We start from the raw sequence: 24100 nt of genomic DNA on the forward strand, positions 1-24100 counted from the left end.
GGAGAAAATTATTATGACAAAAAATGCTTATGCTCAATCTGGTGTTGATGTTGAAGCGGGTTATGAAGTTGTTGCACGTATCAAAAAACACGTTGCGCGTACTGAACGTGCAGGTGTTATGGGAGCTCTTGGTGGCTTTGGTGGGATGTTCGACCTTACAAAAACTGGCGTGAAAGAACCTGTTTTGATTTCAGGAACTGATGGTGTCGGAACCAAGCTCATGCTGGCTATCAAGTACGATAAACACGATACAATTGGCCAAGACTGTGTAGCCATGTGTGTCAATGACATCATTGCAGCTGGTGCTGAGCCACTTTACTTCCTAGATTACATTGCTACTGGTAAAAATGAACCTGCAAAACTTGAACAAGTCGTTGCAGGTGTTGCGGAAGGTTGTGTTCAATCTGGCGCAGCTCTTATCGGTGGTGAAACTGCTGAAATGCCTGGTATGTATGGTGAAGATGATTATGATTTGGCTGGTTTTGCAGTAGGTGTGGCTGAAAAAAAACAAATCATTGACGGGTCAAAAGTTTCTGATGGTGATGTTCTTCTAGGGCTTGCTTCCAGTGGGATTCACTCAAATGGTTATTCACTTGTCCGTCGTGTCTTTGCTGATTATACAGGCGAAGAGGTTCTTCCAGAGCTTGAAGGCAAAAAATTAAAAGAAGTGCTTCTTGAACCAACACGTATCTACGTTAAAGCAGTGCTTCCGCTTATCAAGGAAGAATTGGTTAACGGTATTGCTCACATCACTGGTGGTGGTTTCATCGAAAATGTTCCACGTATGTTTGAGGATGATTTAGCTGCTGAAATCGAAGAAGATAAAGTTCCTGTTCTTCCAATTTTCAAAGCTCTTGAAAAACACGGTAACATCAAACACGAAGAAATGTTTGAAATCTTTAACATGGGTATTGGTCTCATGTTGGCAGTTAGCCTTGATAAGGTTGAGCGTGTGAAAGAATTGCTTGACGAACCAGTTTACGAACTTGGTCGTATCGTTAAAAAAGCTGATGCAAGTGTGGTGATTAAATAATGAAAAAAATCGCAGTTTTTGCGAGTGGTAATGGGTCAAATTTTCAAGTCATTGCAGAGCAATTTCCAGTTGAGTTTGTCTTTTCAGACCACAGGGATGCATATGTCTTAGAACGTGCAGAAAAACTCGGTGTGACAGCTCATGCTTTTGAACTCAAAGAGTTTGACAATAAAGCAGCCTACGAGGAGGCTATTGTTGCTTTGCTTGAAAAAAATGATATTGATTTGGTTTGTCTAGCTGGTTATATGAAGATTGTTGGTCCGACTCTGCTAGCAGCTTACGAAGGCCGTATCATCAATATTCACCCAGCTTATCTGCCAGAATTTCCAGGTGCTCATGGGATTGAAGATGCCTGGAATGCTGGTGTCAGCCAATCCGGTGTGACCGTTCACTGGGTTGACAATGGCGTTGACACCGGAAAAGTGATTAAACAAGTTCGTGTGCCTCGTCTGGCTGATGATACTATTGACAGTTTTGAAGCTCGCATTCATGAAGCAGAGTATAAACTCTATCCAGATGTTTTGGAGAGCTTAGGAGTTAAGAAAAAGTAGTCCGTGTATTTGATAGCGTAGTTAGCTATTAGTATGCTGCCTTATAAGGAGATTATGATGATAAAAAAGATTTTGGCGTTTGTATTAACTTTTATTGTCGTTGCCTTTATAGTAAATGTACTATTTGGTAATCTTGAAAATCCGTTACGCCTTTGCTTGGCTTATTCTATCGGGCTTATTGCCAGTATTGCTATTGAGTGGTTTATATTTTACAAAAAGAAGTAGAAAGTAGGACTGAAATGACAAAACGTGCACTAATCAGTGTTTCAGACAAAGCGGGCATTGTTGAATTTGCTCAAGAATTGAAAAAACTTGGTTGGGATATTATCTCGACTGGTGGAACAAAAGTTGCGCTTGATAAAGCAGGTGTGGAGACTATCGCCATTGATGATGTAACGGGCTTCCCAGAAATGATGGACGGTCGTGTGAAAACACTTCATCCAAATATTCACGGCGGCCTTTTGGCTCGTCGCGACCTTGACAGCCACCTTCAAGCTGCAAAAGATAATCACATTGAATTGATTGACCTTGTTGTGGTTAACCTTTACCCATTCAAAGAAACTATTCTGAAACCAGATGTGACTTATGCTGATGCGGTTGAAAACATTGATATCGGTGGTCCATCCATGCTTCGCTCTGCTGCTAAAAACCATGCTAGTGTTACAGTTGTTGTTGACCCAGCTGACTACGATGTTGTTTTAGATGAATTGACAGCTAATGGTGAAACAAACTTTGAAACGCGTCAGCGCTTGGCAGCCAAAGTTTTCCGTCACACAGCAGCTTACGACGCTTTAATTGCGGAATATTTCACAAAACAAGTCGGAGAAACAAAACCTGAAAAACTCACCCTCACTTATGATTTGAAACAACCCATGCGGTATGGTGAAAACCCTCAACAAGACGCGGATTTCTACCAAAAAGCTTTGCCAACAGATTACTCAATTGCTTCTGCTAAACAATTAAACGGTAAAGAATTGTCATTTAACAACATCCGCGATGCTGACGCTGCAATCCGTATTATCCGTGATTTCAAAGACCGCCCGACTGTTGTTGCTCTTAAACACATGAATCCATGTGGTATCGGACAAGCTGACGAAATTGAAACAGCTTGGGATTACGCTTATGAAGCTGACCCAGTTTCAATCTTTGGTGGAATTGTTGTGTTGAATCGCCAAGTTGACGCAGCAACTGCTAAGAAAATGCACGCTATTTTCCTTGAAATCATCATTGCACCAAGTTATTCAGAAAAAGCCCTTGAAATCTTGACAACGAAGAAGAAAAACTTGCGGATTCTTCAATTGCCATTTGAAGCTCAAGAAGCTAGCCAAATTGAAAAAGAATACACGGGTGTTGTCGGTGGGCTTTTGGTTCAAAACCAAGATGTTATTGAAGAAAATCCAGCGGATTGGAAGGTTGTAACCAAACGACAACCAAACGACCAAGAAAAAACAGCGCTTGAATTTGCTTGGAAAGCGATCAAATATGTGAAATCGAATGGTATCATCGTGACAAATGACCACATGACACTGGGTGTCGGTCCTGGTCAAACCAATCGTGTGGCTTCTGTTCGTATCGCTCTTGACCAAGCGAAAGACCGTCTTGATGGTGCGGTCCTTGCTAGTGATGCTTTCTTCCCATTTGCGGACAATGTTGAAGAAATTGCTGCTGCAGGTGTGAAAGCAATCATCCAGCCAGGTGGCTCCGTCCGTGACCAAGAGTCTATCGACATGGCTGATAAATACGGCATTGCCATGGTGTTTACAGGCGTACGGCATTTTAGACATTGAAAATAGTATAAAAACCTTGGATTTGTTTTCCAAGGTTTTTAAAGTTGTTCAGAGGAACTTATTTTGGATAAATGTAACTAACTGCTCCTTGTCCAGCTGCATGAGGATTGAACCAGCCACGGAAGTTGCCAATATATTGTTTTCCAGCGTAGTTGGCCTCTTGAATCTGAATGCGTGTGTTTGAGGCTACGTGAGTAACAACTCCAACATGACCGTAGCCACCGTCTGTCCAACAAATAATAGCCCCTACTTGTGGAGTTGTACCGGTTTTAAAACCAGCTCGTCTGGCGCTAGCAGCCCAATCACCACCATTGCCCCAGTAATTGCCAGCCCAAGGCGCAAGAGCTTTGGCGCCCCAAGTACATTGCCCTTTTGGATAAGTCGTTGCTGCGGCATAATTTGGTTGGAAAGAAACAGCAGGTTTCTCTACTTGATAGCTCGTACCAGTTAGTCCAATCATTTGACCGTTGAGATTGCGGTAGACATGTGTATGGAAAAGCCCGCTGCCAGTGTGTTTTTGCGTATCAATTGTGAATTTGTAAATTCCATTTCCAGCTTTAGTAGCAATGTACCACTGAATGTCGTCTTGTCCATTGACTTCAGACCAAGTCGGTAAGGTAATTGTTCCGTCACCGTAGGCATCTGTCACTGTCACCTCATAAAGATAAGTTGAGCGTTTATCGACAGATACTTTGGTTTTAATTTTTTCTGCGGACATAGCAACCGAATCCGTTGCGTAACTATGCTCGCTACCGTCTTTATATTTTACATAAATATGATTGGTGTATGTTCCAGACAAAACTTGATGATTGCGAATATCAAATGCTGCCGTAAATGTTCCGTCACCGTTATTAGTGGCTGTATACCACTTGATATTACTTTGATTGCTCGTGCTCCAAATAGGGACTCGAACAGATTGAATCGGTTTGGACTTTGAAGTTTCACTAACTTTGACGGTATAAGTCCCTTGTTCTTGATTGATATTTTCAACAGAGAAGAATGGTTTTTGCTCTTCTTCAGAAGGCAATTTATCAGCATCAACTTGGGCAGTGATTCCAGCTAAGCCAGTAAACTCTGGTTTGACATAGCTTTCTCCGTAAAGATGAATGTGATAAGTTCCTGTGTCATAGTTGTGTTTTTTTAGCTCAACTCTAACATTGTAGCTTCCATCAGGATTTTTAGTAGCTGCATACCATTGAAGATCATCCTGTCCGTTGCGGTCAGACCAAGCCGGAACGGTTAGTTTGTAGATTGTTTCAGGAACATTTTTGATCTGAATATCCATGATACCAGGCTCAGGAAAGCTAGTCTGAATAGTAGGATTTGGTTTTTCAAGGTTAAAAGTGGTACCATTTAATCCAATCATCTTTCCGTTTTTACTTTCATAAGTATGAACATGGTAAACACCGTATCCTTTATGATTGGATAAGTCAATTTCTGTTGTGTCTTGCCCTGCCGTATACCACTTGATGTCATCTTGTCCTTTTTCGTCAGACCAAACAGCGTGTAAAATATTGGCATTTGTTTGATCTTTGTTTCGAGTAAAGGATATTTGAGCAGTCTTTCCTAAAACGGTTGTAGAAACCGTGCCGCTAGCTGGTTTTTCTACTTTGAAAGTCGTTCCGTTTAAACCAACCATTTTTCCATTGATATTGATATAGGTGTGGACGTGAAAGGTTCCATAACCAGTGTGCTGACGCAAATCAATAGCTGTAGTTGGTGTCTGGGGCGCGGAATACCACTTAATGTCATCTTGCCCATTTTCATCAGACCAAACAGCATGGTAAATGGTGTAAGGAACTTGTGTCTGTGAGCGTGTGTAGTTAATAGAAGCTGTATTTCCAGAAACATTGACGGTAATGTTGCTAGCAAGAGTTGCTGGATTTGAGCTTTTTTGAGCATTATCTGCTTCCGAGGCTTGAGCAGTTAGTTGAGCAGAAAAAACGCCCAAAATAGTGCTAGATAGTAAAAATAATTGACTGTATTTCTTCATAAATCTCCTTTGAATAAATAATTTGGATAGTTCCATTTAGATTATTCGGGAAAAGATGAAAAAATTGAAAACTGAATTGAAAAATTAGAAAATGATAGCGAAATTTCATTATTATCAAAATATTCCACGATAAATAAAGGTATAAACGAACATTTGTGGTATAATTGATATAAATAATTCGCAAAGAGGGCAATCATGAAACTTTTAGTTGTTGGTTCGGGTGGTCGCGAGCATGCGATTGCTAAGAAATTGTTGGAGTCACCGCAGGTGGAGCAGGTCTTTGTGGCTCCCGGAAATGACGGGATGACTTTCGATGGTCTTAAGTTGGTTCCGATTGGGATTTCTGAGCATGCAGCGCTGATTGACTTTGCGAAAGCAAATGATGTTGCTTGGACTTTCATTGGTCCTGATGATGCGCTAGCGGCTGGAATTGTTGATGATTTTAATCAGGCTGGACTCAAGGCTTTTGGTCCGACTCGGCTAGCTGCTGAGCTGGAATGGTCCAAGGATTTTGCCAAATCAATCATGAAAAAATACGGTGTGCCGACAGCACGCTACGAAACTTTCTCAGACTTTGAAAAAGCTAAATCCTATATCGAAAAAGAGGGCGCTCCAATCGTGGTGAAGGCGGACGGCTTGGCTTTGGGTAAAGGCGTGGTAGTCGCTGAAACGGTGGAAGAAGCGGTCGAAGCAGCGCACGAAATGCTTTTGGACAATAAATTCGGCGATTCTGGTGCGCGTGTGGTGATTGAGGAATTTCTGACTGGAGAGGAATTCTCTCTCTTTGCCTTTGTTAATGGTGACAAGTTCTATATCATGCCAACGGCTCAGGACCACAAGCGGGCCTATGACGGTGACAAGGGTCCTAATACAGGCGGTATGGGCGCTTATGCGCCTGTGCCACATCTGTCAGCAAGCGTGGTTGAAACTGCGGTTGATACCATTGTTAAGCCAGTGCTGGAGGGCATGATAGCAGAAGGGCGACCTTATGTCGGTGTTCTTTATGCTGGTTTGATTCTGACTGCGGATGGACCCAAGGTCATTGAGTTCAATGCTCGCTTTGGCGATCCTGAGACGCAGGTTATTCTGCCGCGCCTGACTTCTGACTTGGCACAGAACATCACGGACATTTTGGAGGGCAAGGAGCCTGACATGACTTGGACGGACAGCGGTGTGACCTTGGGCGTCGTGGTGGCTTCTGAAGGTTACCCACTTGACTACGAAAAAGGTGTGGTTCTGCCAGAAAAGACCGACGGTGATATCATCACCTACTATGCAGGCGCTAAGTTTGGTGAAAATGGCAAAGCACTGCTGTCCAATGGCGGACGGGTCTACATGCTGGTCACCACAGCCGACAGCGTTCAGGCTGCACAGGAAAAAATTTATGCCCAACTCGACAAACAAGACACGACTGGACTGTTCTACAGAACTGATATTGGGAGCAAGGCTCTTGAAAAATAAAAAATGTATACTAGTTAGTGCTTGTTTGCTTGGAGAAAATTGCAAGTACAATGGAGGCAATAATTACAATCAAGCTGTTATTGACTTTGTTGCAGACAAAGATGTTTTAGCAGTTTGCCCAGAAGTTGCGGGCGGCTTACCAGTTCCAAGAGAGCCAGTAGAGATTTTAAAAGGGCGGCCATGTGATGTTAATGGGAATTTTTATGATAAAGAATTTCAAGTAGGAATTGATCACACATTGTCGAGTTTAGCTGAAAAAAATATTGACTTTGCTATTCTTCAGTCCCGAAGTCCCTCTTGTGGTGTCAACCAGATTTACGATGGTCGTTTTACTGGTCGAAAAATAGAGGGCAGAGGCCTTTTTGCACAAGCATTAAAAAAACGAGGCTACAGAGTTATTGATGCTGAAGATATAATTAAATAAAGTATAGCGCTAGCTCAAGCGACCAAAGGTCGCTATGAAACCATGCCTGCTATCGCTGTGGTATTTTGGGAAAGTTTGTAGCTCAAAGGTCTACAAAGCTAGTCAAGAAGATTTTTTAGATGTGATTTTAGCTTTTCCTCTATTTTTAAGAAAAGGTAAGAAGAGAAGCGTAACATTGCATACAAGAAAGCTCACGACGGCCCCGCAGCCTAAGGCAGGTTTGAAAAAAGGAGAAATTATGCAACCAATTATTTCTATCATTATGGGTTCTAAATCCGACTGGGAAACCATGAAAAAGGCAGCCCAAGTTCTTGAGGACTTCGGTGTTGTTTATGAAAAAAAGGTGGTCTCTGCCCACCGAACACCAGACCTTATGTTTCGATATGCTGAGGAAGCGCGTGGCCGTGGGATTAAGGTTATCATTGCAGGGGCTGGCGGTGCAGCTCACCTGCCGGGTATGGTAGCAGCTAAAACAACGTTGCCGGTTATCGGTGTGCCTGTCAAATCTCGTGCTTTGAGCGGAGTGGACTCACTTTACTCTATCGTGCAAATGCCTGGCGGCGTGCCTGTGGCAACGATGGCTATCGGCGAAGCGGGTGCGACCAATGCAGCGCTCTTTGCTTTGCGCTTGCTGTCTGTTGAAGATGCCCAAATTGCCCAAGCACTAGCTGATTTTGCAGAAAAACAAGGAAAGATTGCTGAGGAGTCTAGCAATGAACTCAACTAAAACGATTGGAATTATCGGTGGCGGTCAATTAGGACAAATGATGGCGATTGCTGCAATTTATCGAGGTCACAAGGTCATTACGCTAGACCCAGCTGCTAATTGTCCAGCTGCTCGTGTCAGTGAGGTTATTGTTGCTCCTTATGATGACGTGGCGGCTCTTCGTCAATTAGCTGAGCGCTGTGATGTCCTGACTTATGAATTTGAAAATGTGGACGCAGACAGCTTAGATGCGGTAGCTGATTTGGCAGATCTGCCGCAAGGAACGAGGCTGCTACGTATCTCTCAAAACCGAGTACACGAGAAAGAATTTCTTTCAAGTACTGGCGTGGATTTGGCTCCTTATCGAATTATCCGCTCATCAGCAGATCTTGCAGACTATGACTTTTCGACTAAGCGCGTGCTGAAAACAGCAACGGGTGGCTACGACGGTCACGGCCAAGTCGTCATTAGAGATGAGGAGAGCTTAGCGACTGCACATGATTTGGCAGACCAGACTCTTTGTGTGCTAGAGGATTTTGTCCCCTTCACCATGGAAATATCGGTCATTGTGTCTGGTAATGGTAAGGATGTGACGGTTTTCCCAGTTCAGGAAAATATCCACCGTAACAACATTCTTTCAAAAACCATTGTGCCTGCTCGCATTTCTGATAGTCTAGCAGCAAAAGCAAAGACCATGGCAGTGCGAATAGCTGAACAGCTTAATTTATCTGGAACTCTTTGCGTGGAAATGTTTGCGACAGCTGATGACATCATCGTTAATGAAATTGCGCCTCGTCCCCATAACTCAGGGCATTATTCGATTGAAGCCTGCGACTTCTCCCAGTTTGACACCCATATCCTAGGCGTCCTCGGCCAACCTCTCCCAGCCATCAAACTCTATGCCCCAGCTGTCATGCTCAATGTACTCGGCCAGCATGTCGAGGCTGCTGAAAAATATGTCACAGAAAATCCAAGCGTCCACCTTCACATGTATGGTAAAATAGAAGCGAAGCACAACCGCAAAATGGGGCATGTGACTTTGTTTAGTGATGTGCCGGATGAGGTTGGAGAGTTTGGGGAAGGGATTGATTTTTAAGTGAAAGTAGCAATTTTAGGTCTTGGAGTTATCGGGACCATTTATGCTTATGCTTTTCAAAAAGCAGGTCATCAGGTAGAGCACGTGCTGAGAGAAAGTAAGAAAAGTCCAGCACCAAACGTCTTGACAGTTGATTTGCTAGATGGTCGTTATGTTTCCAAAGGTGAAAATAAACAGGATACCTATGCGGTTTATGTGGCGGAAGCTCATTCGGAATATGATTTTATTTTTCTAAGTGTGCGTCATGGTTTTGTAAAAGAAGCCGTGGAAACCTTGCGAAAAAATAATATCAAAGGCACACTTGTTTTCTTCTGTAATTTCTGGGATACTCGAAAAGAGGTCCAAGAGTGGGCAGGGGACTACAACTATATTTTGGCTTTTCCAACTGCTGGAGGTCACATGCAGGAGAATCATTTAGATGGTGTCTTGTTCGACCATTTAATGCTAGAAGATGAGCAAAAAGCACATATTTCTAACTATGTTGATCTGACGGCTTTACTAGCTTCTGCAGATTTGAAGTGGGAAGCTCCTCATGATATGGTCGAGTGGATTTGGATTCACATGGCGATAAACGCAGGTGTTACCTCGACAGTTGCACGTTCGGGGAATCTGGAAAATCCAGAACAGCTGGCTCTGAACTTGATGAATAGTTCTTCGGAATTATCATTAGCTATCAAGGCCATTCGAGAGGCTTTGAAAGTCGTAGAAGCGCGTGGCGTAAATTTGAGGCTTTACAAGGCAGAACTTTTACCATACAAAATCCCGACTTGGATAGCAGGAAAAGCTATGAAAGTCATGTTTGCAAAAAATGAGCTGACCCGAAAGATTATGACCTTGCATAATGATAAGCAGGACATTTTCTACTGTTGTCAAAGTGTTTATCAGACTGGTCAGGAGTTAGGTGTTGAGATGCCCATTCTTGAAGCAAATATGAAGGGAATTTCGATTTAGGAGGTTTTATGATTCAACTCATCGTTAATGCATTTGTTGAAAAAGAGAAGGCTGGAGCAGTCGTCGAAGTCTTGTATGCTAGTAGCAATCACGAAAAGGTGAAAGCTAAGTATGAAGAGCTAGTTGCACAATACCCTGAAAACTATTTAGCAATTTATGATTTACCATTGGATGCCGATCTCAATGAATTACCACACTATCCATCTGTGTTTATTGGAAAAGAGGAGTTTGAGTAAGTTTAAATAGTGATTGATTAATTTTAGAGGAAATCAAAAATAAATGAATATTAATAATAAAATTGATAGTTTGGATTCTGAAGAATCATCTAAAGTCTTTAAAGAATTGTTAAAAGAGTATATTAAGCCAGCTTATGGAGCCATGTCCAAAAGAGATTTTGATATAATATTGTTTATGAAACTTCAAGAGCTAGAGGTAATAGCAAAGACTCCAGAGATTTATGATGTGGTATCTTCTTTAAAAGTTACGCGAGCTAAAGCTAGAAATTTAATTTATGAGTCTAAACTAAGAACTTCTACAGAGAATGATTTAGAGAATGAATTGAAAGAGCTGGTTTCATCACCTATTTTAAAGGATGGAGATAAAGTTAGCCTTGAGATAGGGAACCCATATTTGGCTGATTATCTACGTTCTAAGTTGAGAAGCCTAAATCATATTACAGACGGTTCATTTTCTAATGAACTTTTAAAAATGACAGTAGATGCCTATATAGATTTATTTATTTCGTTGCTCCCAGATGGTAGAGAGGATATTGAGAAAGCTTTAATTAGATCTGGAGCTAAAAAGGACACATCCTTAAAAAGTATTGTAAAATCTATTGTAGAAAAATTAGCTAAGAAAGCACTAGGTGATATTGGTGATGCTGTAATAGATAACGTATCCGATTACTTAAAACCAATTATTGAAGGACAGATAACCAATATCACAAACCGATTCAGAGGTTTCTGGGATACTACTAATTAATATTTATAGTTTTGGTAAGATTACTAATATAACAAGAAAGGAAAAGAAAAAATGATCAACCGTTACTCTCGCCCTGAGATGGCGAACATTTGGAGTGAAGAAAATAAATACCGTGCTTGGCTTGAGGTGGAAATTTTGGCTGACGAGGCCTGGGCTGAGTTGGGAGAAATCCCTAAGGAAGATGTGGCTTTGATTCGCGAGAAGGCGGACTTTGACATCGACCGTATTCTTGAAATTGAGCAGGAGACTCGCCACGATGTGGTGGCCTTTACTCGTGCGGTTTCTGAGACTCTTGGTGAAGAGCGCAAGTGGGTCCACTATGGTTTGACTTCTACTGACGTGGTCGATACTGCCTATGGTTACCTCTACAAACAAGCCAACAATATCATCCGCAAGGATCTTGAAAACTTCCTTAACATCATTGCTGACAAGGCGCGTGAGCACAAGTTTACCATCATGATGGGACGTACTCATGGGGTGCATGCGGAGCCTACGACTTTCGGTCTGAAGCTCGCGACTTGGTACAGTGAAATGAAGCGCAATATCGAGCGTTTTGAACATGCTGCCGCTGGTGTGGAAGCTGGGAAAATTTCAGGTGCGGTTGGAAACTTTGCCAACATTCCGCCATTTGTGGAAAAATATGTCTGTGAGAAATTAGGTATTCGTGCTCAAGAAATTTCAACTCAAGTCTTACCGCGTGACCTGCATGCCGAGTATTTTGCAGTACTGGCAAGCATTGCCACGTCAATCGAGCGCATGGCGACTGAAATCCGCGGTCTGCAAAAATCCGAGCAGCGTGAAGTAGAAGAATTCTTTGCCAAGGGACAAAAAGGTAGCTCTGCTATGCCTCACAAACGCAACCCAATCGGTTCTGAAAACATGACCGGTCTGGCGCGTGTCATTCGCGGTCACATGGTGACGGCTTATGAAAACGTGTCGCTTTGGCATGAACGTGATATTTCGCATTCTTCAGCAGAGCGCATTATCACACCTGACACGACCATTCTGATTGACTACATGCTTAATCGCTTCGGCAATATCGTTAAGAATCTGACTGTTTTCCCTGAAAATATGCGCCGCAATATGAACTCAACTTTTGGTCTTATTTATAGTCAGCGCGTTATGCTGAGTCTGATTGAAAAAGGCATGACACGTGAAGAAGCTTATGATTTAGTACAGCCTAAGACGGCTTATTCTTGGGACAATCAAACAGATTTTCGTCCGCTACTAGAAGCTGATGAAGCTGTGACCTCTCGTTTAACACCAGAGGAAATTGACGATATTTTTGACCCAGTTTACTACACTAAGCGTGTGGATGATATTTTCCACCGTATAGGTTTGGATTAAAACAAACTAAAAAATCCAGTAAAATCAGGCTTGATTTCACTGGATTTTTGCTCTCTCACCAAGCAAAAGCATTGGTTGGGGTTTCTAAGGCTCTCAGCCAGAAACTGTCGGAAACACGACAGAGGGTAACAGAAAGTCCGGCCATATCTAGGCTTGTGATGAGGTGACCTGTTTTGACAAAGGGCAGTTTCAAGCCTTCTATATCCAACAGTTGAAGAATGTCATCTGTGAAAACGAGTTCTTCCAATTTTGAAGTGCCGCCTAAGTTATTGATGAGGAGAATAAATTCTTGTCCTTCTTGCCACTTGAATTTCATTTTGATTTTGTTGATGAGCTCAACAGCGAGCAACTCGGAAGATTCGAACGGAACCATCCGATAACCGGGCTCTCCATGGATTCCAATTCCGTAGGAAATTTGACCTTGGGGCAAATCAAAGATAGGCAGCTGCTTGCTTGGTAAGGTGGCAGATTTTGTTGCGACTCCTAGCGTCGCAATGGAGGTGGACAGAGAAAGAGCGAGTTTTTCCAACTCATCCAGACTGGCTCCTTCTTTGGCAGCTTGCCCGAGAATTTTATGTAAAAGAATTGTTCCTGCAACCCCGCGGTGGCGGATTTGGAAATTGCTTTTTTCCACAGAAATATCATCATGAGAAATGATGTATTTGACTGGAATTCCTTCTTTGCGTGCTTGATAAATGGCTTGGGAAAATTCTTTAATATCGGCATCAAAGTTTTTAATAATGACAAAAACGCCCTTGTCTTGATGCAGAAAACGAATGGTTTCTAAAATATGCTCAGCACAGGGGGGCACAAAAATGGGGCCGCTAATAGCAGCGGCTAACATACCATCGCCCACATAGCCAAAATGAGCTGGTTCATGACCGCTGCCACCACCCGAAATAATGGGCACGACAGAAGAATCGTGCTGATTATGATAAATAACGGGAAGTTGTTTCAGCTGTGAAAGGTGAGGATACATGCGGGTGATTGCATTGATGTTTTGCTGAATGCTTGAATGAATTGAATTGATAATGTGAACCATATACGTGCCTTAATTTTCTATAGCTGTTTTGATTAGTTGTGTTAAGAGCTGCGCCTGTTGCTGGTAATCTTGCTCAGATAAATCCAGCAGATGTTTGATAGCATTTGCAAGCGCTTGACTGTGATAGTGAATGAAAAAATGATACTCCATTTCAGAATGGAAAGGGCAGGAATGATATTCTCTGACGAGTTTAGTTACAAGCTGTTGACAATAGGTCTGAAAATAAGAAGAAAAGTCATTTTGGTCAACGATGTCAAATAATTGTGCATAAAAGCTCTTATTGACGCTAAAATAATGCAGTAATTCTTGCAGCAGCTGATAGCCAGAGATATATTCCAGATTATCTGTGACTTGCTCTCGTAACTCCGTCTGAAAAATCCATTCTAATAATTCATACTTATCTAGAAAATGATTGTAAAAAGTTTGCCTGCGAATACCGGCATCTTCCATAATTTGCCGAACAGAGATTTTTTCAAAAGCCTGTTCGGTGAGTAATTTTTTAAAGGATTTGGCAATCCTTTTTTTCGTGATTAAGGATGTTGCCATCTTCCCTCCTCAGTCTTTTTAGTTCTATTCTTAGTTTATCATGAATGATGCAATAGGAAAACTAAAAAAGTGGGACATATTTTTGCTTTTGTCCGTTCCAAAATAGAGCAAAGAATTTTACAATAAAAATAAGAAAAATAACGCAAAGGAGAAACTCATGAAAAAAATTATCAATCAACCAACGGCTGTTGTGGACGAAATGCTGGACGGTTTAGCTTATATCCACAGTGATTTGGTGCATCGTGTAGAAGGCTTTGACATCATTGCCCGAAATAGCGAAAAATCTGGCAAGGTAGCGATTATCTCAGGTGGCGGGAGCGGTCATGAGCCTGCTCATGCTGGCTTTGTGGGCGACGGTATGTTGTCAGCTGCGATTTGCGGAGCGGTCTTTACTTCCCCAACTCCTGACCAAGTCTTGCAGGCAATTAAAGAAGCTGACGAAGGCGCAGGAGTGTTCATGGTTATCAAGAATTATTCTGGCGACATCATGAACTTTGAAATGGCGCAGGATATGGCAGAAATGGAAGGAATCGAGGTGGCAAGTGTTGTTGTCGATGACGATATTGCTGTTGAGGACAGCCTTTACACGCAAGGCCGCCGTGGAGTTGCTGGTACCATTTTTGTTCATAAGATTTTGGGAAATGCTGCGCGGTCTGGAAAATCACTGAGTGAAATCAAGGCCTTGGCTGACGAATTGGTGCCTCAGATTCATACGGTTGGGCTGGCTCTCAGTGGAGCAACCGTTCCTGAAGTTGGGAAACCTGGCTTTGTGCTTGCTGATGATGAAATTGAATTTGGAATCGGCATTCATGGAGAGCCCGGCTATCGCAAAGAAAAAATGCAGCCATCTAAAGACTTAGCACAAGAATTAGTGGCAAAATTGAAAGACTCTTTTGAACTCAAAGCAGGAGAGAAAATCGGAATCCTTATCAATGGTATGGGGGCAACGCCGCTCATGGAACAATACGTCTTTGCCAACGATGTGGCTGGAATCCTTGCAGCAGCGGGTCTGGAAGTTGTTTACAAGAAATTAGGAAACTACATGACATCTATTGACATGGCAGGCATTTCTCTGACCTTTATCAAATTGGAATGTGAAGACTGGCTAGAAGCTTTGAACAGTCCTGTTGCAACGATTGCTTGGTAGGAGGTATGATATGGATGCAGCATTAGCAAAGAAATGGATGCTTCTCTTTAACGAAAAAATTCAAGCCAACAAAGACTACCTGTCAGAGTTAGACACGCCCATTGGTGACGGAGACCACGGTGGCAATATGGCGCGTGGTATGACAGCTGTCGTTGAAAATCTGGAAGGAAAAGATTTTGCCAATTCAGCAGAAGTCTTTCAAGCCGTCTCGATGCAATTGCTTAGCAAGGTTGGCGGGGCTTCTGGTCCTCTTTACGGCTCAGCCTTTATGGGAATAATGAAGGCTGAAAAAGAGGGTACTAGCTTGGCGGATGCTGTTCAAGCAGGGCTTGATATGATTCAAAAGCGAGGAAAGGCTGTTCCGGGTGAAAAAACCATGGTGGATGTCTGGTCTGGTGTGGTGATGGCTCTTCAAAAAGGAGAATTGACCAAAGAAACCATTCATACTTTGGTTGAAGCGACGAAAGATATGAAAGCAACGAAGGGTCGGGCTTCTTATGTCGGAGAGCGCTCTATCGGACATATTGACCCCGGTTCGTATTCATCAGGCTTACTTTTTGAAGCCTTGCTAGAAGTGGAGGAAAAAGCATGACAGAAGTTGGGATTGTCATCGTTTCTCATTCAAAATGGATCGCTCAAGGCCTTGTAGATTTAATTTCAGAAGTTGCCAAAGATGTCTTGCTGACCTATGTAGGTGGTACAGAAGATGGCGGCATTGGTACAAGTTTTGAACAAGTCCAAACGATTGTAGAAGCCAATGAAGCAGAGAAGATTTTAGCTTTCTTTGATCTTGGATCGGCTCGCATGAATCTGGAGCTGGTGGCAGACTTTTCAGATAAAGACATCATCATTAACAATGTTCCCATTGTTGAAGGAGCTTATACTACGGCTGCTCTCTTGCAAGCTGGTGCAGATTTGGCGACCATACAAGAACAATTGAAAGAGTTAGAAATTAAGAAATAAAGGAGTTTGATTATGATTCAGTATCTCGGTGAATTTTTAGGAACTTTCATCCTAGTATTGCTTGGCGACGGGGTTGTTGCCGGGAATGTTTTGAGCAAGACGAAAGAAGAAGGAACCGGCTGGGTTGCTATCGTTTTAGGCTGGGGGATTGCCTGTACCGTAGCGGTTTATGTATCCGGATTTTTTAGTCCAGCTCACTTGAATCCAGCGGTTACATTCGCAATGGCTTCTATTGGAGCGATTAGTTGGGGACAGGTTTTTCCGTTCATTCTTGCACAAATGCTGGGTGCCATGGCTGCGGCTTTTGTTCTATGGCTTCACTATTACCCTCATTGGGCTGAAACGAAAGATTCAGGCTTGATTTTAGCCAGCTTTTCAACGGGACCAGCCATTCGCCATACAGCTTCTAACTTTTTAGGAGAAGCGCTGGGAACGGCCATTCTTGTCATCACGATTATGGCAATTGGTCCAAATAAAGTTGCCGCTGGTTTGGGTCCAATCATCGTAGGAACAGTTATTTTTGCAGTCGGTTTCTCACTCGGACCAACGACAGGCTATGCGATCAATCCTGCACGGGATTTGGGACCGCGTATCATGCATGCTCTTTTACCAATTGCAAATAAAGGAGATTCTGACTGGTCCTATGCTTGGATTCCAGTCCTGGGTCCAATTGTCGGCGGTGTCGTAGGGGCTTTGCTCTACAATATCATTTTGGGTGTCATTTAAAAATAGTCAAAAGTAGGTTTCGGCCTACTTTTGTTGTCTCTTCTTGTGCTTCTTGTCTGAATTTTTTATAATAGCTGTATAGAATAGCGAGGATAGAGATGGCAAAGAAGCATTGGCTGAAATTACTTGGAGTGTTTTTGATTTTCGGAATAGTTGCCTGTCATTCAGTTTTGCTAGATCCAACTGAACGAATAGATGAACAAAAAGAGTATCAAGCTATTGTAGCGAAATTTCATCAGATAACCGTGCCTGAACTCAAAGAAAAGCAGGCTCAGAGTGAAAAATTTTATCTCTACATCGGGAGAGGAACTTGTCCACACTGTAGGCGATTTGTGAAACAACTGGAACGAATCAAAACAAAATCTTTTTATTATTTAGATAGTGAGAAAAAGACACCAGAGTTAGTTGCTTTTCGTGAGGCATATAAGATAAAATTTGTTCCTTATTTTGGAAAATTTAGTGGTTTTACAGAAGAAAAAGTGCTACAAATCAAGAAAAATATGACTGCTAAAGAAATTGAGGATTTTATTAAGTAGGAGAAAAACAAGGTGACAGTAAATCTTGTTTTTTTTCTTATAGCAAGAATAGAAAAATTGATAAATAAAAAATAACAAAATACTTTTCAAAATTGGTCTAGATAGGTTATAATAATCTCAAGATATAAAAAAGAACAACTGGCATTCAGATGTTCTTTGCGTAAAAATAATTAGTGATTTCCACTGCGTGACACGAACTTGATTTTAAAGAAATCGCCACGTTTGTAGGCTTCGCTATACTCTAAAATTTGTCCTGTACTTTCTAACTGTGTTGTTTTTACTTGGAAGACGGTCGGGAAGTTTGTGTCAATGTCCAGTAATGTTGCAACAGCTTCTGGTGTCGGGAAGATAATTTCATTAGTTTCTTCAAAGTGCTCATCATTCATGTGAATATGATAGTCTTGTTTGAAGCGATTGTAGATAGAGCTGTAATATTCAAGATCTGGATAATTTGCATTGATATATTGCTCTGGGATATAGGATTGATGATAGATGTAAGGAGTATCTTTTGCTTTACGAAGTCTCTCGATTTTATAGTAAAATTGGTGTCCCTTCAAATCTAACTTATCAAGAAATTTCAAGTCGTTTCCGCGCTCGATCGATAAAACGGTCACTTGATCATTTTGGGTGGGAAATATCTCAACGTCAGAAAATTCAACGAGTTTGTGCTTACGCGCGCGCGACACAAATGTTCCTTTTCCTTGCTGGCGAATGATATATCCGTCTTTTGCTAGCTCATTTAAAGCTCTGACAACAGTAATAGAACTCACATCGTACATTGTGATTAGCTCAGCTTCTGTATAAAATTTATCTCCATTCTCAAATTGACCTGAGATAATCTTGCTTTTGAGTTCGTCTTTAATGTATTGGTATTTAGGGATTGCCATGTTATTCACCTCTCTTTCGCTTCCCTCTCATAAAAAATTTTACCATAATTTTTCTTAAAATGGTTAAATTTATTAAATTTTTCAAAAACTATTGACATTTCATACAAAATATATTATATTAATCAATGTAAACGATTGCAAAAATATTGTGTGAAAGAAGGAAATGGTTTGGCAAGATTTGAGATTAAAGAAGAATTTTATCTGAATCAACAGCCTTTTAAAATATTGTCTGGTGCCATTCATTATTTTCGGATTCAGCCAGATGATTGGTATCATTCGCTTTATAATTTGAAAGCTCTGGGCTTTAATACGGTAGAAACCTATATTCCTTGGAATATGCATGAGCCGGAAAAAGGGCAATTTGATTTTGAAGGTAGCCTTGATATAGAAAAATTTCTTCAAATCGCTCAAGATTTGGGCTTGTATACCTTGCTTCGTCCGTCGCCTTACATTTGTGCAGAATGGGAATTCGGTGGTTTGCCGGCTTGGCTTTTAGAAGAAGATATGAGAATTCGTTCTTCTGACCCTGCTTATTTTGCCGCAGTTGCTAGCTATTATGATGAATTGCTTCCGCGCTTAGTCCCGCATCTTTTGGAAAATGGCGGCAACATTCTCATGATGCAGGTCGAAAATGAATATGGCTCGTATGGCGAAGATAAGGAATATTTGAGAGCTGTTCGAGATATGATGCTAGAGCGAGGTGTGACTTGTCCGCTCTTTACATCGGACGGGCCTTGGCGAGGCACCTTACGGGCAGGAACGCTTATTGAGGATGATGTATTTGTAACGGGAAATTTCGGCTCTAAAGCTGCTTATAATTTTGCAAATCTGCAAGCTTTCTTTGATGAGCATGGCAAGAAGTGGCCACTCATGTGTATGGAATTTTGGGACGGTTGGTTCAATCGTTGGAAGGAGCCGGTTGTCACGCGAGATCCAGAAGAGTTGGCTGAAGCGGTTCACGAAGTCTTGCAACAAGGCAGTATCAACCTTTATATGTTTCACGGGGGAACCAATTTTGGTTTCATGAATGGCTGTTCAGCGCGAGGCAGCATTGACCTGCCGCAGGTGACATCTTATGATTATGAAGCTCTCCTTGATGAACAAGGAAATCCAACGCCTAAATACTTTGCTATTCAGCAAATGTTAAAAAAATATTATCCAGAGTATCCACAAATGGAGCCTTTGGTAAAAGAATCGTTTGAGTTAAAGGATATTCCGCTCAGTGAGAAAGTTAGTTTATTTGAAACCTTAGAAGATGTAGCGCAGCCAATCGAAAGTCTTTACCCTATGAACATGGAGGAACTGGGGCAAAATGTTGGCTATCTGCTCTATCGTACAGAAGCGGAATGGGATGCGGACGAGGAACGGATTCGTATCATTGATGCGCGTGACCGGATGCAACTTTTTGTCGATGGAAACCGTATCACAACTCAATACCAGACAGAAATTGGTGAAGATATCTTTGTTCCTAGGCAGAAGCAATCCACGCATCAGATTGATATTTTGATGGAAAATATGGGGCGCGTCAATTATGGGCACAAACTGTTGGCAGAGACGCAACACAAGGGCATTCGGACTGGAGTCTGCAAGGATTTGCACTTTATGCTCCATTGGAAACAGTACGTGCTGAATTTCAAGCATCCAGAAAAAATTGATTTCACGAAAGAATGGCATGAAAACCAGCCGGCTTTCTATGCGTTTGATGTCGAATTGAAAGTGCTTAAAGATACGTATATTGATTTGACCCACTTTGGCAAAGGAATTGTCTTTGTCAACGGTGTCAATATTGGGCGCTTCTGGGACGTCGGACCGACCTTATCGCTTTATATTCCACATAGTTTGTTAAAACTCGGACAAAATCGAATTATCATTTTTGAAACCGAAGGGAAATACAGCGAATTTATTCATTTAGTTCACAAACCTACATTTAAAACGATAAAGGGGGTAAATTTATGACAATCGTAGGGAATCGAATCGATGGACGTTTGATTCATGGACAGGTAGCTAATCTTTGGACTACTAAGCTCAATATTTCACGGATTATGGTCGTGGATGATGAAGTAGCAGAAAATGCTATTGAAAAAAGCGGCTTGAAGCTGGCAACACCAGCTGGTGTGAAATTGAGTATTTTGCCAGTCGCAAGAGCAGCTGAAAATATCTTAGCAGGCAAATATGATAGTCAACGTCTGCTCATTGTTGCGAAAAAACCGGACCGCTTTTTGAAATTAGTAGAAGCAGGTGTGCCAATTGAAACACTCAATGTAGGCAATATGTCGCAAACACCTGAAACGCGTTCTATCACACGCTCAATTAACGTGGTAGATGAAGACGTGGTAGTATTTAACAAGTTGCATGAAAAAGGTGTAACTCTAACGGCTCAAATGGTTCCAAATGATCCAGTTGAAGACTTTATGAAATTATTGAAATAAATTTAGGAGGTCATTGTTATGATACAATGGTGGCAAATTCTCTTACTGACGCTATATTCAGCGTATCAAATTTTGGATGAGTTGACGATTAACTCATCAGCTGGCTCCCCTGTTTTTGCAGGTTTTATCACTGGTCTGGTCATGGGAGATTTGAAGACTGGTTTGTTTATTGGTGGTAGTCTCCAACTCGTTGTGCTTGGGGTTGGTACATTCGGTGGTGCCTCTCGGATTGACGCAACTTCTGGTGCGGTTCTTGCAACAGCATTCTCTGTGGCAACAGGTATGAAATCAGAACTCGCTATTTCAGCTATTGCCGTTCCGGTAGCAGCCTTGCTGGTTTATACAGACGTTCTTGGACGTTTCTCTACGACTTACTTTGCACATCGTATTGATGCAGCGGTTGAAAAGTTTGACTACAAAGGCATTGAACGCAATTACTTACTCGGTGCCATTCCGTGGGGACTTTCACGTGCCCTTCCAGTATTTCTGGCTTTGTGGCTCGGTGGAGACGCTGTAAAAGCCTTCTCAGACTGGCTTGCCAATAATGCACAATGGATTGCAGATGGATTGATTCTTGCAGGTAAAATGCTTCCTGGTGTCGGTTTTGCAATTTTGCTTCGTTACCTTCCGGTCAAGAAAAATCTTCATTATCTTGGTTTAGGTTTTGCCATTACAGCTATGTTGAAAGTTGTTTTTGACTATATTTCAACATTGGCAGCTGCTTCAGGAGCTGTCAAACAAATCGCTACAGCTCTTGGGGGTGCAAAATTTGAAGGCCTACCAATGATTGGGATTGCGATTATTGGCTTTGCCTTGGCAACAATCAACTATAAAAATGCGACTAATAAACAAGTCGTGACTGTTGCTGCAGAACAATCAGAAAGTGGGGAAATTGACGATGACGAACTCTAATTACAAATTAACAAAAGAAGATTTTAAACAAATCAACCGTCGTAGTCTCTTTACTTTCCAATGGGGTTGGAACTACGAGCGTATGCAAGCGTCAGGCTATCTTTATATGATTTTGCCGCAATTGCGCAAGATATATGGAGACGGTACGCCAGAATTAAAGGAAATGATGCGGACACATACGCAATTCTTCAACACATCTAACTTTTTCCATACTTTAGTAACAGGGATTGACTTAGCACTTGAAGAAAATGAAGGAGTTGCGGCTAAAGATACCGTTACAGGGATTAAAACTGGTTTAATGGGGCCATTTGCAGCGATTGGCGATGCGATTTTTGGTTCTACTATTCCTGCTATTATGGGTGGTCTGGCTGCTGGACTTGCTGTTGAAGGCAATCCTCTTGGAATTTTCCTTTGGATAGCTGTGACAATCGCAATCAATGTCTTCCGTTGGAAACAATTAGAATTTGCCCACAAAGAAGGGGTGAAATTAGTTACAACCATGCAGGACAAATTGTCTGCCATCACAGATGCTGCAACAGTTCTTGGTGTTTTCATGGTGGCTGCTTTGATTGCTACGATGATTAACTTTAAGTTTACCTATACACAAAGCTTCGGTGGTGTCACCTTCAATCTTCAAGAAACATTGGATAAAATCTTCCCACGTTTGGTGCCAGCATTGTTTACAGGTTTTGTTTATTGGCTACTTGGTAAGAAAGGTATGAATTCAACAAAAGCAATCTTTATCGTGATTATTATTGCAATTGGTGTTTCTGCATTTTCACACTTTACTCATACACCAATCTTAGGTGTTTAAAAGGAGCTTCTCTATAAATGACAAAACAACTTGTATTGGTCAGTCACGGTCGCTTTTGTGAAGAATTGAAGAAAAGCACCGAAATGATTATGGGGCCACTGGACTTCATTCATACAGTTCCCCTGCTTCCAGAAGAAGGAATAGACGATTTTACTGCTAAATTTTCAGCAACTGTAAAAGATTTAGATGATTATATCGTCTTTGCCGACCTGCTTGGTGGAACGCCTTGCAATGTCGTTAGCCGTCTGATTTTGGAAGGACTCCAAATTGAACTTTATGCAGGGATGAATATGCCAATGGTGATTGAATTTATCAATTCTGCCCTGACTGGCGTTGAAGCAAAATATATCGAAAAAGCGAACAAATACATCGTGAAAGTCAATGATGTATTAGCAGAAATGAACGATGACGAAGATGAATAAAGGAGTGTCTAGCTAATAGTCGCTGAAAAACACGTCCTTGCTTGAATTGCTTCAATGAGCAATCTGTATAACTAAGGGGGCTGGGGCAAGAAAATGGATTTCTTTGAAATCATCATTTTCCCACTCCCTTTCTTTTAGTTAGCATTGCAAAGCAGAAAGGAGAACCATGCTAGATTATACAAAGGAAGACTTGCTTGAATTAGGTGCGGAAATCACCACACGGGAAATCTATCAACAGCCGCAAGTTTGGCAGACAGCTTTTGAAAATTATAAAGCGCAAGCTGATGAGATTGCTGCTTTTCTGAATAATATTGATGAAAAGTATGATTATATCAAGGTTATTTTGACAGGGGCTGGGACATCAGCTTATGTCGGAGAGACCCTTTTGCCTTATTTCAGAAAGATTTACGATGAGCGCAAGTGGAACTTTAATGCCATTGCAACGACAGATGTTGTCGCTAATCCGCTTGCTTATCTGCACAAGGAAGTACCAACTATTTTGGTTTCTTTTGCCCGTAGTGGCAATTCACCAGAGAGTGTTGCGGCAGTTGACTTGGCAAAAGACATAGTTGAGGAACTTTACCAAATCACGATTACATGTGCAGCAGAAGGCAAATTAGCCCAGCAAGCACACGGTGACGAACGCAATTTGCTCTTGCTCCAACCTGCACCGTCAAATGATGCTGGCTTTGCCATGACATCGAGCTTTACGTCTATGATGTTGACAGCTTTGCTCGTCTTTGACAAAGCAGATTTGGCTGCAAAAGCCGAAAAAGTTTCTGCATTGATGACATTGAGTCAAGAAGTGCTGGACTCAGCAGAAGCGATTCAAGAGATTGTTTCCTTAGATTACAACCGTGTCATTTACTTAGGAGCAGGTCCCTTCTTTGGCTTGGCGCATGAAGCTCAGCTGAAAATTTTAGAATTGACAGCAGGACAAGTGGCAACGATGTATGAAAGCCCAGTCGGATTCCGTCACGGTCCAAAGTCGTTAGTGAATGAAAAGACGGTTGTTGTGGTGTTTGGCTCGACAGATTCCTACACCAAATTATACGACCTTGACTTAGTACGAGAAGTAGCCGGAGATGAGATTGCCCGCAAGGTGATTCTATTGACAGATCAAAAAGAAGATTTGGAAAATGTTGAACAAGTCATTTTTTCTAGTCAACAGCTAGCAGATGATGTTTATCGCGTATTCCCTTATATTGTTTATGGTCAATTATTTGCCTTGTTGACAGCCCTCAAAGTGAACAATCGTCCAGACACACCGTCTCCGACAGGCACCGTCAACCGTGTTGTGCAGGGTGTTATCATTCACTCATTTGACAAAGAATAGGAAGGAATCC

General features: G+C 41.8%; 27 protein-coding genes. 23 read left to right on the forward strand and 4 right to left on the reverse strand.

The window, feature by feature from the left end; all coding sequences use genetic code 11:
- Positions 1 to 13 precede the first annotated feature (13 nt).
- The 4 genes from purM to purH are packed head-to-tail and all read left to right on the forward strand — an operon-like array spanning position 14 to position 3371.
- Entirely contained in the window at positions 14 to 1033 is a 1020-nt protein-coding gene (gene purM / locus HMPREF2984_RS05035; protein ID WP_070670650.1) for a phosphoribosylformylglycinamidine cyclo-ligase, read from the forward strand.
- A complete protein-coding gene (purN, locus tag HMPREF2984_RS05040; protein ID WP_003028762.1) occupies positions 1033 to 1584 on the forward strand; it encodes a phosphoribosylglycinamide formyltransferase in 552 nt (183 codons plus the stop codon). Before purM ends, purN begins: the two co-directional genes overlap by 1 nt.
- A gap of 57 nt (positions 1585 to 1641) precedes the next feature.
- Positions 1642 to 1809: a hypothetical protein gene (locus HMPREF2984_RS05045; protein ID WP_003027175.1), complete on the forward strand. Its 168-nt coding sequence runs from the start codon at positions 1642 to 1644 to the stop codon at positions 1807 to 1809.
- 14 nt (positions 1810 to 1823) lie between these two features.
- Positions 1824 to 3371: a bifunctional phosphoribosylaminoimidazolecarboxamide formyltransferase/IMP cyclohydrolase gene (gene purH, locus HMPREF2984_RS05050; RefSeq protein WP_070670653.1), complete on the forward strand. Its 1548-nt coding sequence runs from the start codon at positions 1824 to 1826 to the stop codon at positions 3369 to 3371.
- Between the two features lie 58 nt (positions 3372 to 3429).
- Here the strand turns inward: purH and HMPREF2984_RS05055 are convergent, their stop codons facing one another.
- The gene (locus tag HMPREF2984_RS05055) at positions 3430 to 5364 is read right to left on the reverse strand and encodes a GBS Bsp-like repeat-containing protein (protein WP_059221417.1); all 1935 of its coding nucleotides are present in this window, start codon (positions 5362 to 5364) and stop codon (positions 3430 to 3432) included.
- A gap of 195 nt (positions 5365 to 5559) precedes the next feature.
- On the opposite strand from HMPREF2984_RS05055, the gene purD reads away from it, so the two are divergent.
- From purD to purB, 8 genes are all read left to right on the forward strand, one after another.
- The gene (gene purD, locus HMPREF2984_RS05060) at positions 5560 to 6825 is read left to right on the forward strand and encodes a phosphoribosylamine--glycine ligase (RefSeq protein WP_059221416.1); all 1266 of its coding nucleotides are present in this window, start codon (positions 5560 to 5562) and stop codon (positions 6823 to 6825) included.
- Entirely contained in the window at positions 6815 to 7249 is a 435-nt protein-coding gene (locus HMPREF2984_RS05065) for a 2-thiouracil desulfurase family protein (RefSeq protein WP_037618926.1), read from the forward strand. Before purD ends, HMPREF2984_RS05065 begins: the two co-directional genes overlap by 11 nt.
- 238 nt (positions 7250 to 7487) lie before the next feature.
- The gene (purE, locus tag HMPREF2984_RS05070) at positions 7488 to 7976 is read left to right on the forward strand and encodes a 5-(carboxyamino)imidazole ribonucleotide mutase (protein WP_037618945.1); all 489 of its coding nucleotides are present in this window, start codon (positions 7488 to 7490) and stop codon (positions 7974 to 7976) included.
- The gene (gene purK, locus HMPREF2984_RS05075; RefSeq protein ID WP_049533235.1) at positions 7963 to 9051 is read left to right on the forward strand and encodes a 5-(carboxyamino)imidazole ribonucleotide synthase; all 1089 of its coding nucleotides are present in this window, start codon (positions 7963 to 7965) and stop codon (positions 9049 to 9051) included. Before purE ends, purK begins: the two co-directional genes overlap by 14 nt.
- Positions 9052 to 10002, forward strand: a complete 951-nt coding sequence (locus HMPREF2984_RS05080; protein WP_049533236.1) for a ketopantoate reductase family protein — start codon at positions 9052 to 9054, stop codon at positions 10000 to 10002.
- An 8-nt stretch (positions 10003 to 10010) separates the two neighbouring features.
- On the forward strand, positions 10011 to 10238 hold the full coding sequence (locus HMPREF2984_RS05085; protein ID WP_049533237.1) for a hypothetical protein: 228 nt from the start codon (positions 10011 to 10013) through the stop codon (positions 10236 to 10238).
- Between the two features lie 43 nt (positions 10239 to 10281).
- Positions 10282 to 10983, forward strand: coding sequence for a hypothetical protein (locus HMPREF2984_RS05090; RefSeq protein WP_049533238.1), 702 nt, complete (start codon positions 10282 to 10284; stop codon positions 10981 to 10983).
- Between the two features lie 51 nt (positions 10984 to 11034).
- On the forward strand, positions 11035 to 12330 hold the full coding sequence (gene purB, locus HMPREF2984_RS05095; RefSeq protein ID WP_049533239.1) for an adenylosuccinate lyase: 1296 nt from the start codon (positions 11035 to 11037) through the stop codon (positions 12328 to 12330).
- A 55-nt stretch (positions 12331 to 12385) separates the two neighbouring features.
- On the opposite strand, the gene dhaQ is transcribed toward purB, so the two are convergent.
- On the reverse strand, positions 12386 to 13372 hold the full coding sequence (gene dhaQ / locus HMPREF2984_RS05100) for a DhaKLM operon coactivator DhaQ (protein WP_049533240.1): 987 nt from the start codon (positions 13370 to 13372) through the stop codon (positions 12386 to 12388).
- Between the two features lie 9 nt (positions 13373 to 13381).
- Positions 13382 to 13918, reverse strand: a complete 537-nt coding sequence (gene dhaS / locus HMPREF2984_RS05105; protein WP_070670655.1) for a dihydroxyacetone kinase transcriptional activator DhaS — start codon at positions 13916 to 13918, stop codon at positions 13382 to 13384.
- 157 nt (positions 13919 to 14075) lie between these two features.
- On the opposite strand from dhaS, the gene dhaK reads away from it, so the two are divergent.
- From dhaK to HMPREF2984_RS05130, 5 genes are all read left to right on the forward strand, one after another.
- Positions 14076 to 15065: a dihydroxyacetone kinase subunit DhaK gene (gene dhaK / locus HMPREF2984_RS05110; protein WP_037618929.1), complete on the forward strand. Its 990-nt coding sequence runs from the start codon at positions 14076 to 14078 to the stop codon at positions 15063 to 15065.
- Positions 15066 to 15075: 10 nt separating this feature from the next.
- Complete coding sequence (dhaL, locus tag HMPREF2984_RS05115) at positions 15076 to 15657, forward strand: dihydroxyacetone kinase subunit DhaL (protein ID WP_037618931.1); 582 nt, start codon at positions 15076 to 15078, stop codon at positions 15655 to 15657.
- Positions 15654 to 16028 (forward strand): dihydroxyacetone kinase phosphoryl donor subunit DhaM, encoded by a 375-nt coding sequence (gene dhaM, locus HMPREF2984_RS05120; protein WP_003027196.1) that lies wholly within the window; start codon positions 15654 to 15656, stop codon positions 16026 to 16028. The genes dhaL and dhaM overlap by 4 nt, the downstream gene beginning before the upstream one ends.
- Before the next feature lie 12 nt (positions 16029 to 16040).
- Positions 16041 to 16754, forward strand: coding sequence for an MIP/aquaporin family protein (locus tag HMPREF2984_RS05125; protein WP_003027198.1), 714 nt, complete (start codon positions 16041 to 16043; stop codon positions 16752 to 16754).
- Positions 16755 to 16852: 98 nt separating this feature from the next.
- Positions 16853 to 17290: a DUF6568 family protein gene (locus HMPREF2984_RS05130; RefSeq protein WP_003027199.1), complete on the forward strand. Its 438-nt coding sequence runs from the start codon at positions 16853 to 16855 to the stop codon at positions 17288 to 17290.
- A 170-nt stretch (positions 17291 to 17460) separates the two neighbouring features.
- On the opposite strand, the gene HMPREF2984_RS05135 is transcribed toward HMPREF2984_RS05130, so the two are convergent.
- Positions 17461 to 18177, reverse strand: coding sequence for a GntR family transcriptional regulator (locus HMPREF2984_RS05135; RefSeq protein ID WP_021001162.1), 717 nt, complete (start codon positions 18175 to 18177; stop codon positions 17461 to 17463).
- 168 nt (positions 18178 to 18345) lie between these two features.
- Between HMPREF2984_RS05135 and HMPREF2984_RS05140 the strand changes: the two genes are divergently transcribed.
- The 6 genes from HMPREF2984_RS05140 to HMPREF2984_RS05165 all read left to right on the forward strand — a co-directional run bounded on the left by HMPREF2984_RS05140 (position 18346) and on the right by HMPREF2984_RS05165 (position 24090).
- Positions 18346 to 20133 carry a glycoside hydrolase family 35 protein gene (locus HMPREF2984_RS05140; protein WP_049533270.1) on the forward strand — a complete coding sequence of 596 codons (1788 nt, stop codon included), beginning with the start codon at positions 18346 to 18348 and terminating at the stop codon, positions 20131 to 20133.
- A complete protein-coding gene (locus HMPREF2984_RS05145) occupies positions 20130 to 20606 on the forward strand; it encodes a PTS sugar transporter subunit IIB (RefSeq protein WP_037618939.1) in 477 nt (158 codons plus the stop codon). The genes HMPREF2984_RS05140 and HMPREF2984_RS05145 overlap by 4 nt, the downstream gene beginning before the upstream one ends.
- Positions 20607 to 20624: 18 nt before the next feature.
- Positions 20625 to 21518 (forward strand): PTS mannose/fructose/sorbose/N-acetylgalactosamine transporter subunit IIC, encoded by an 894-nt coding sequence (locus HMPREF2984_RS05150; RefSeq protein ID WP_003027207.1) that lies wholly within the window; start codon positions 20625 to 20627, stop codon positions 21516 to 21518.
- Positions 21505 to 22332, forward strand: coding sequence for a PTS system mannose/fructose/sorbose family transporter subunit IID (locus tag HMPREF2984_RS05155; RefSeq protein WP_003036938.1), 828 nt, complete (start codon positions 21505 to 21507; stop codon positions 22330 to 22332). Before HMPREF2984_RS05150 ends, HMPREF2984_RS05155 begins: the two co-directional genes overlap by 14 nt.
- Positions 22333 to 22349: 17 nt before the next feature.
- Positions 22350 to 22754, forward strand: coding sequence for a PTS sugar transporter subunit IIA (locus HMPREF2984_RS05160; RefSeq protein WP_003032047.1), 405 nt, complete (start codon positions 22350 to 22352; stop codon positions 22752 to 22754).
- Between the two features lie 166 nt (positions 22755 to 22920).
- Positions 22921 to 24090, forward strand: a complete 1170-nt coding sequence (locus HMPREF2984_RS05165; protein ID WP_070670657.1) for an SIS domain-containing protein — start codon at positions 22921 to 22923, stop codon at positions 24088 to 24090.
- The last annotated feature ends 10 nt before the right edge of the window (positions 24091 to 24100 follow it).

The sequence above is a fragment of the Streptococcus sp. HMSC066E07 genome (assembly GCF_001814695.1).
In the GTDB taxonomy this organism is placed as follows: domain Bacteria; phylum Bacillota; class Bacilli; order Lactobacillales; family Streptococcaceae; genus Streptococcus; species Streptococcus hominis.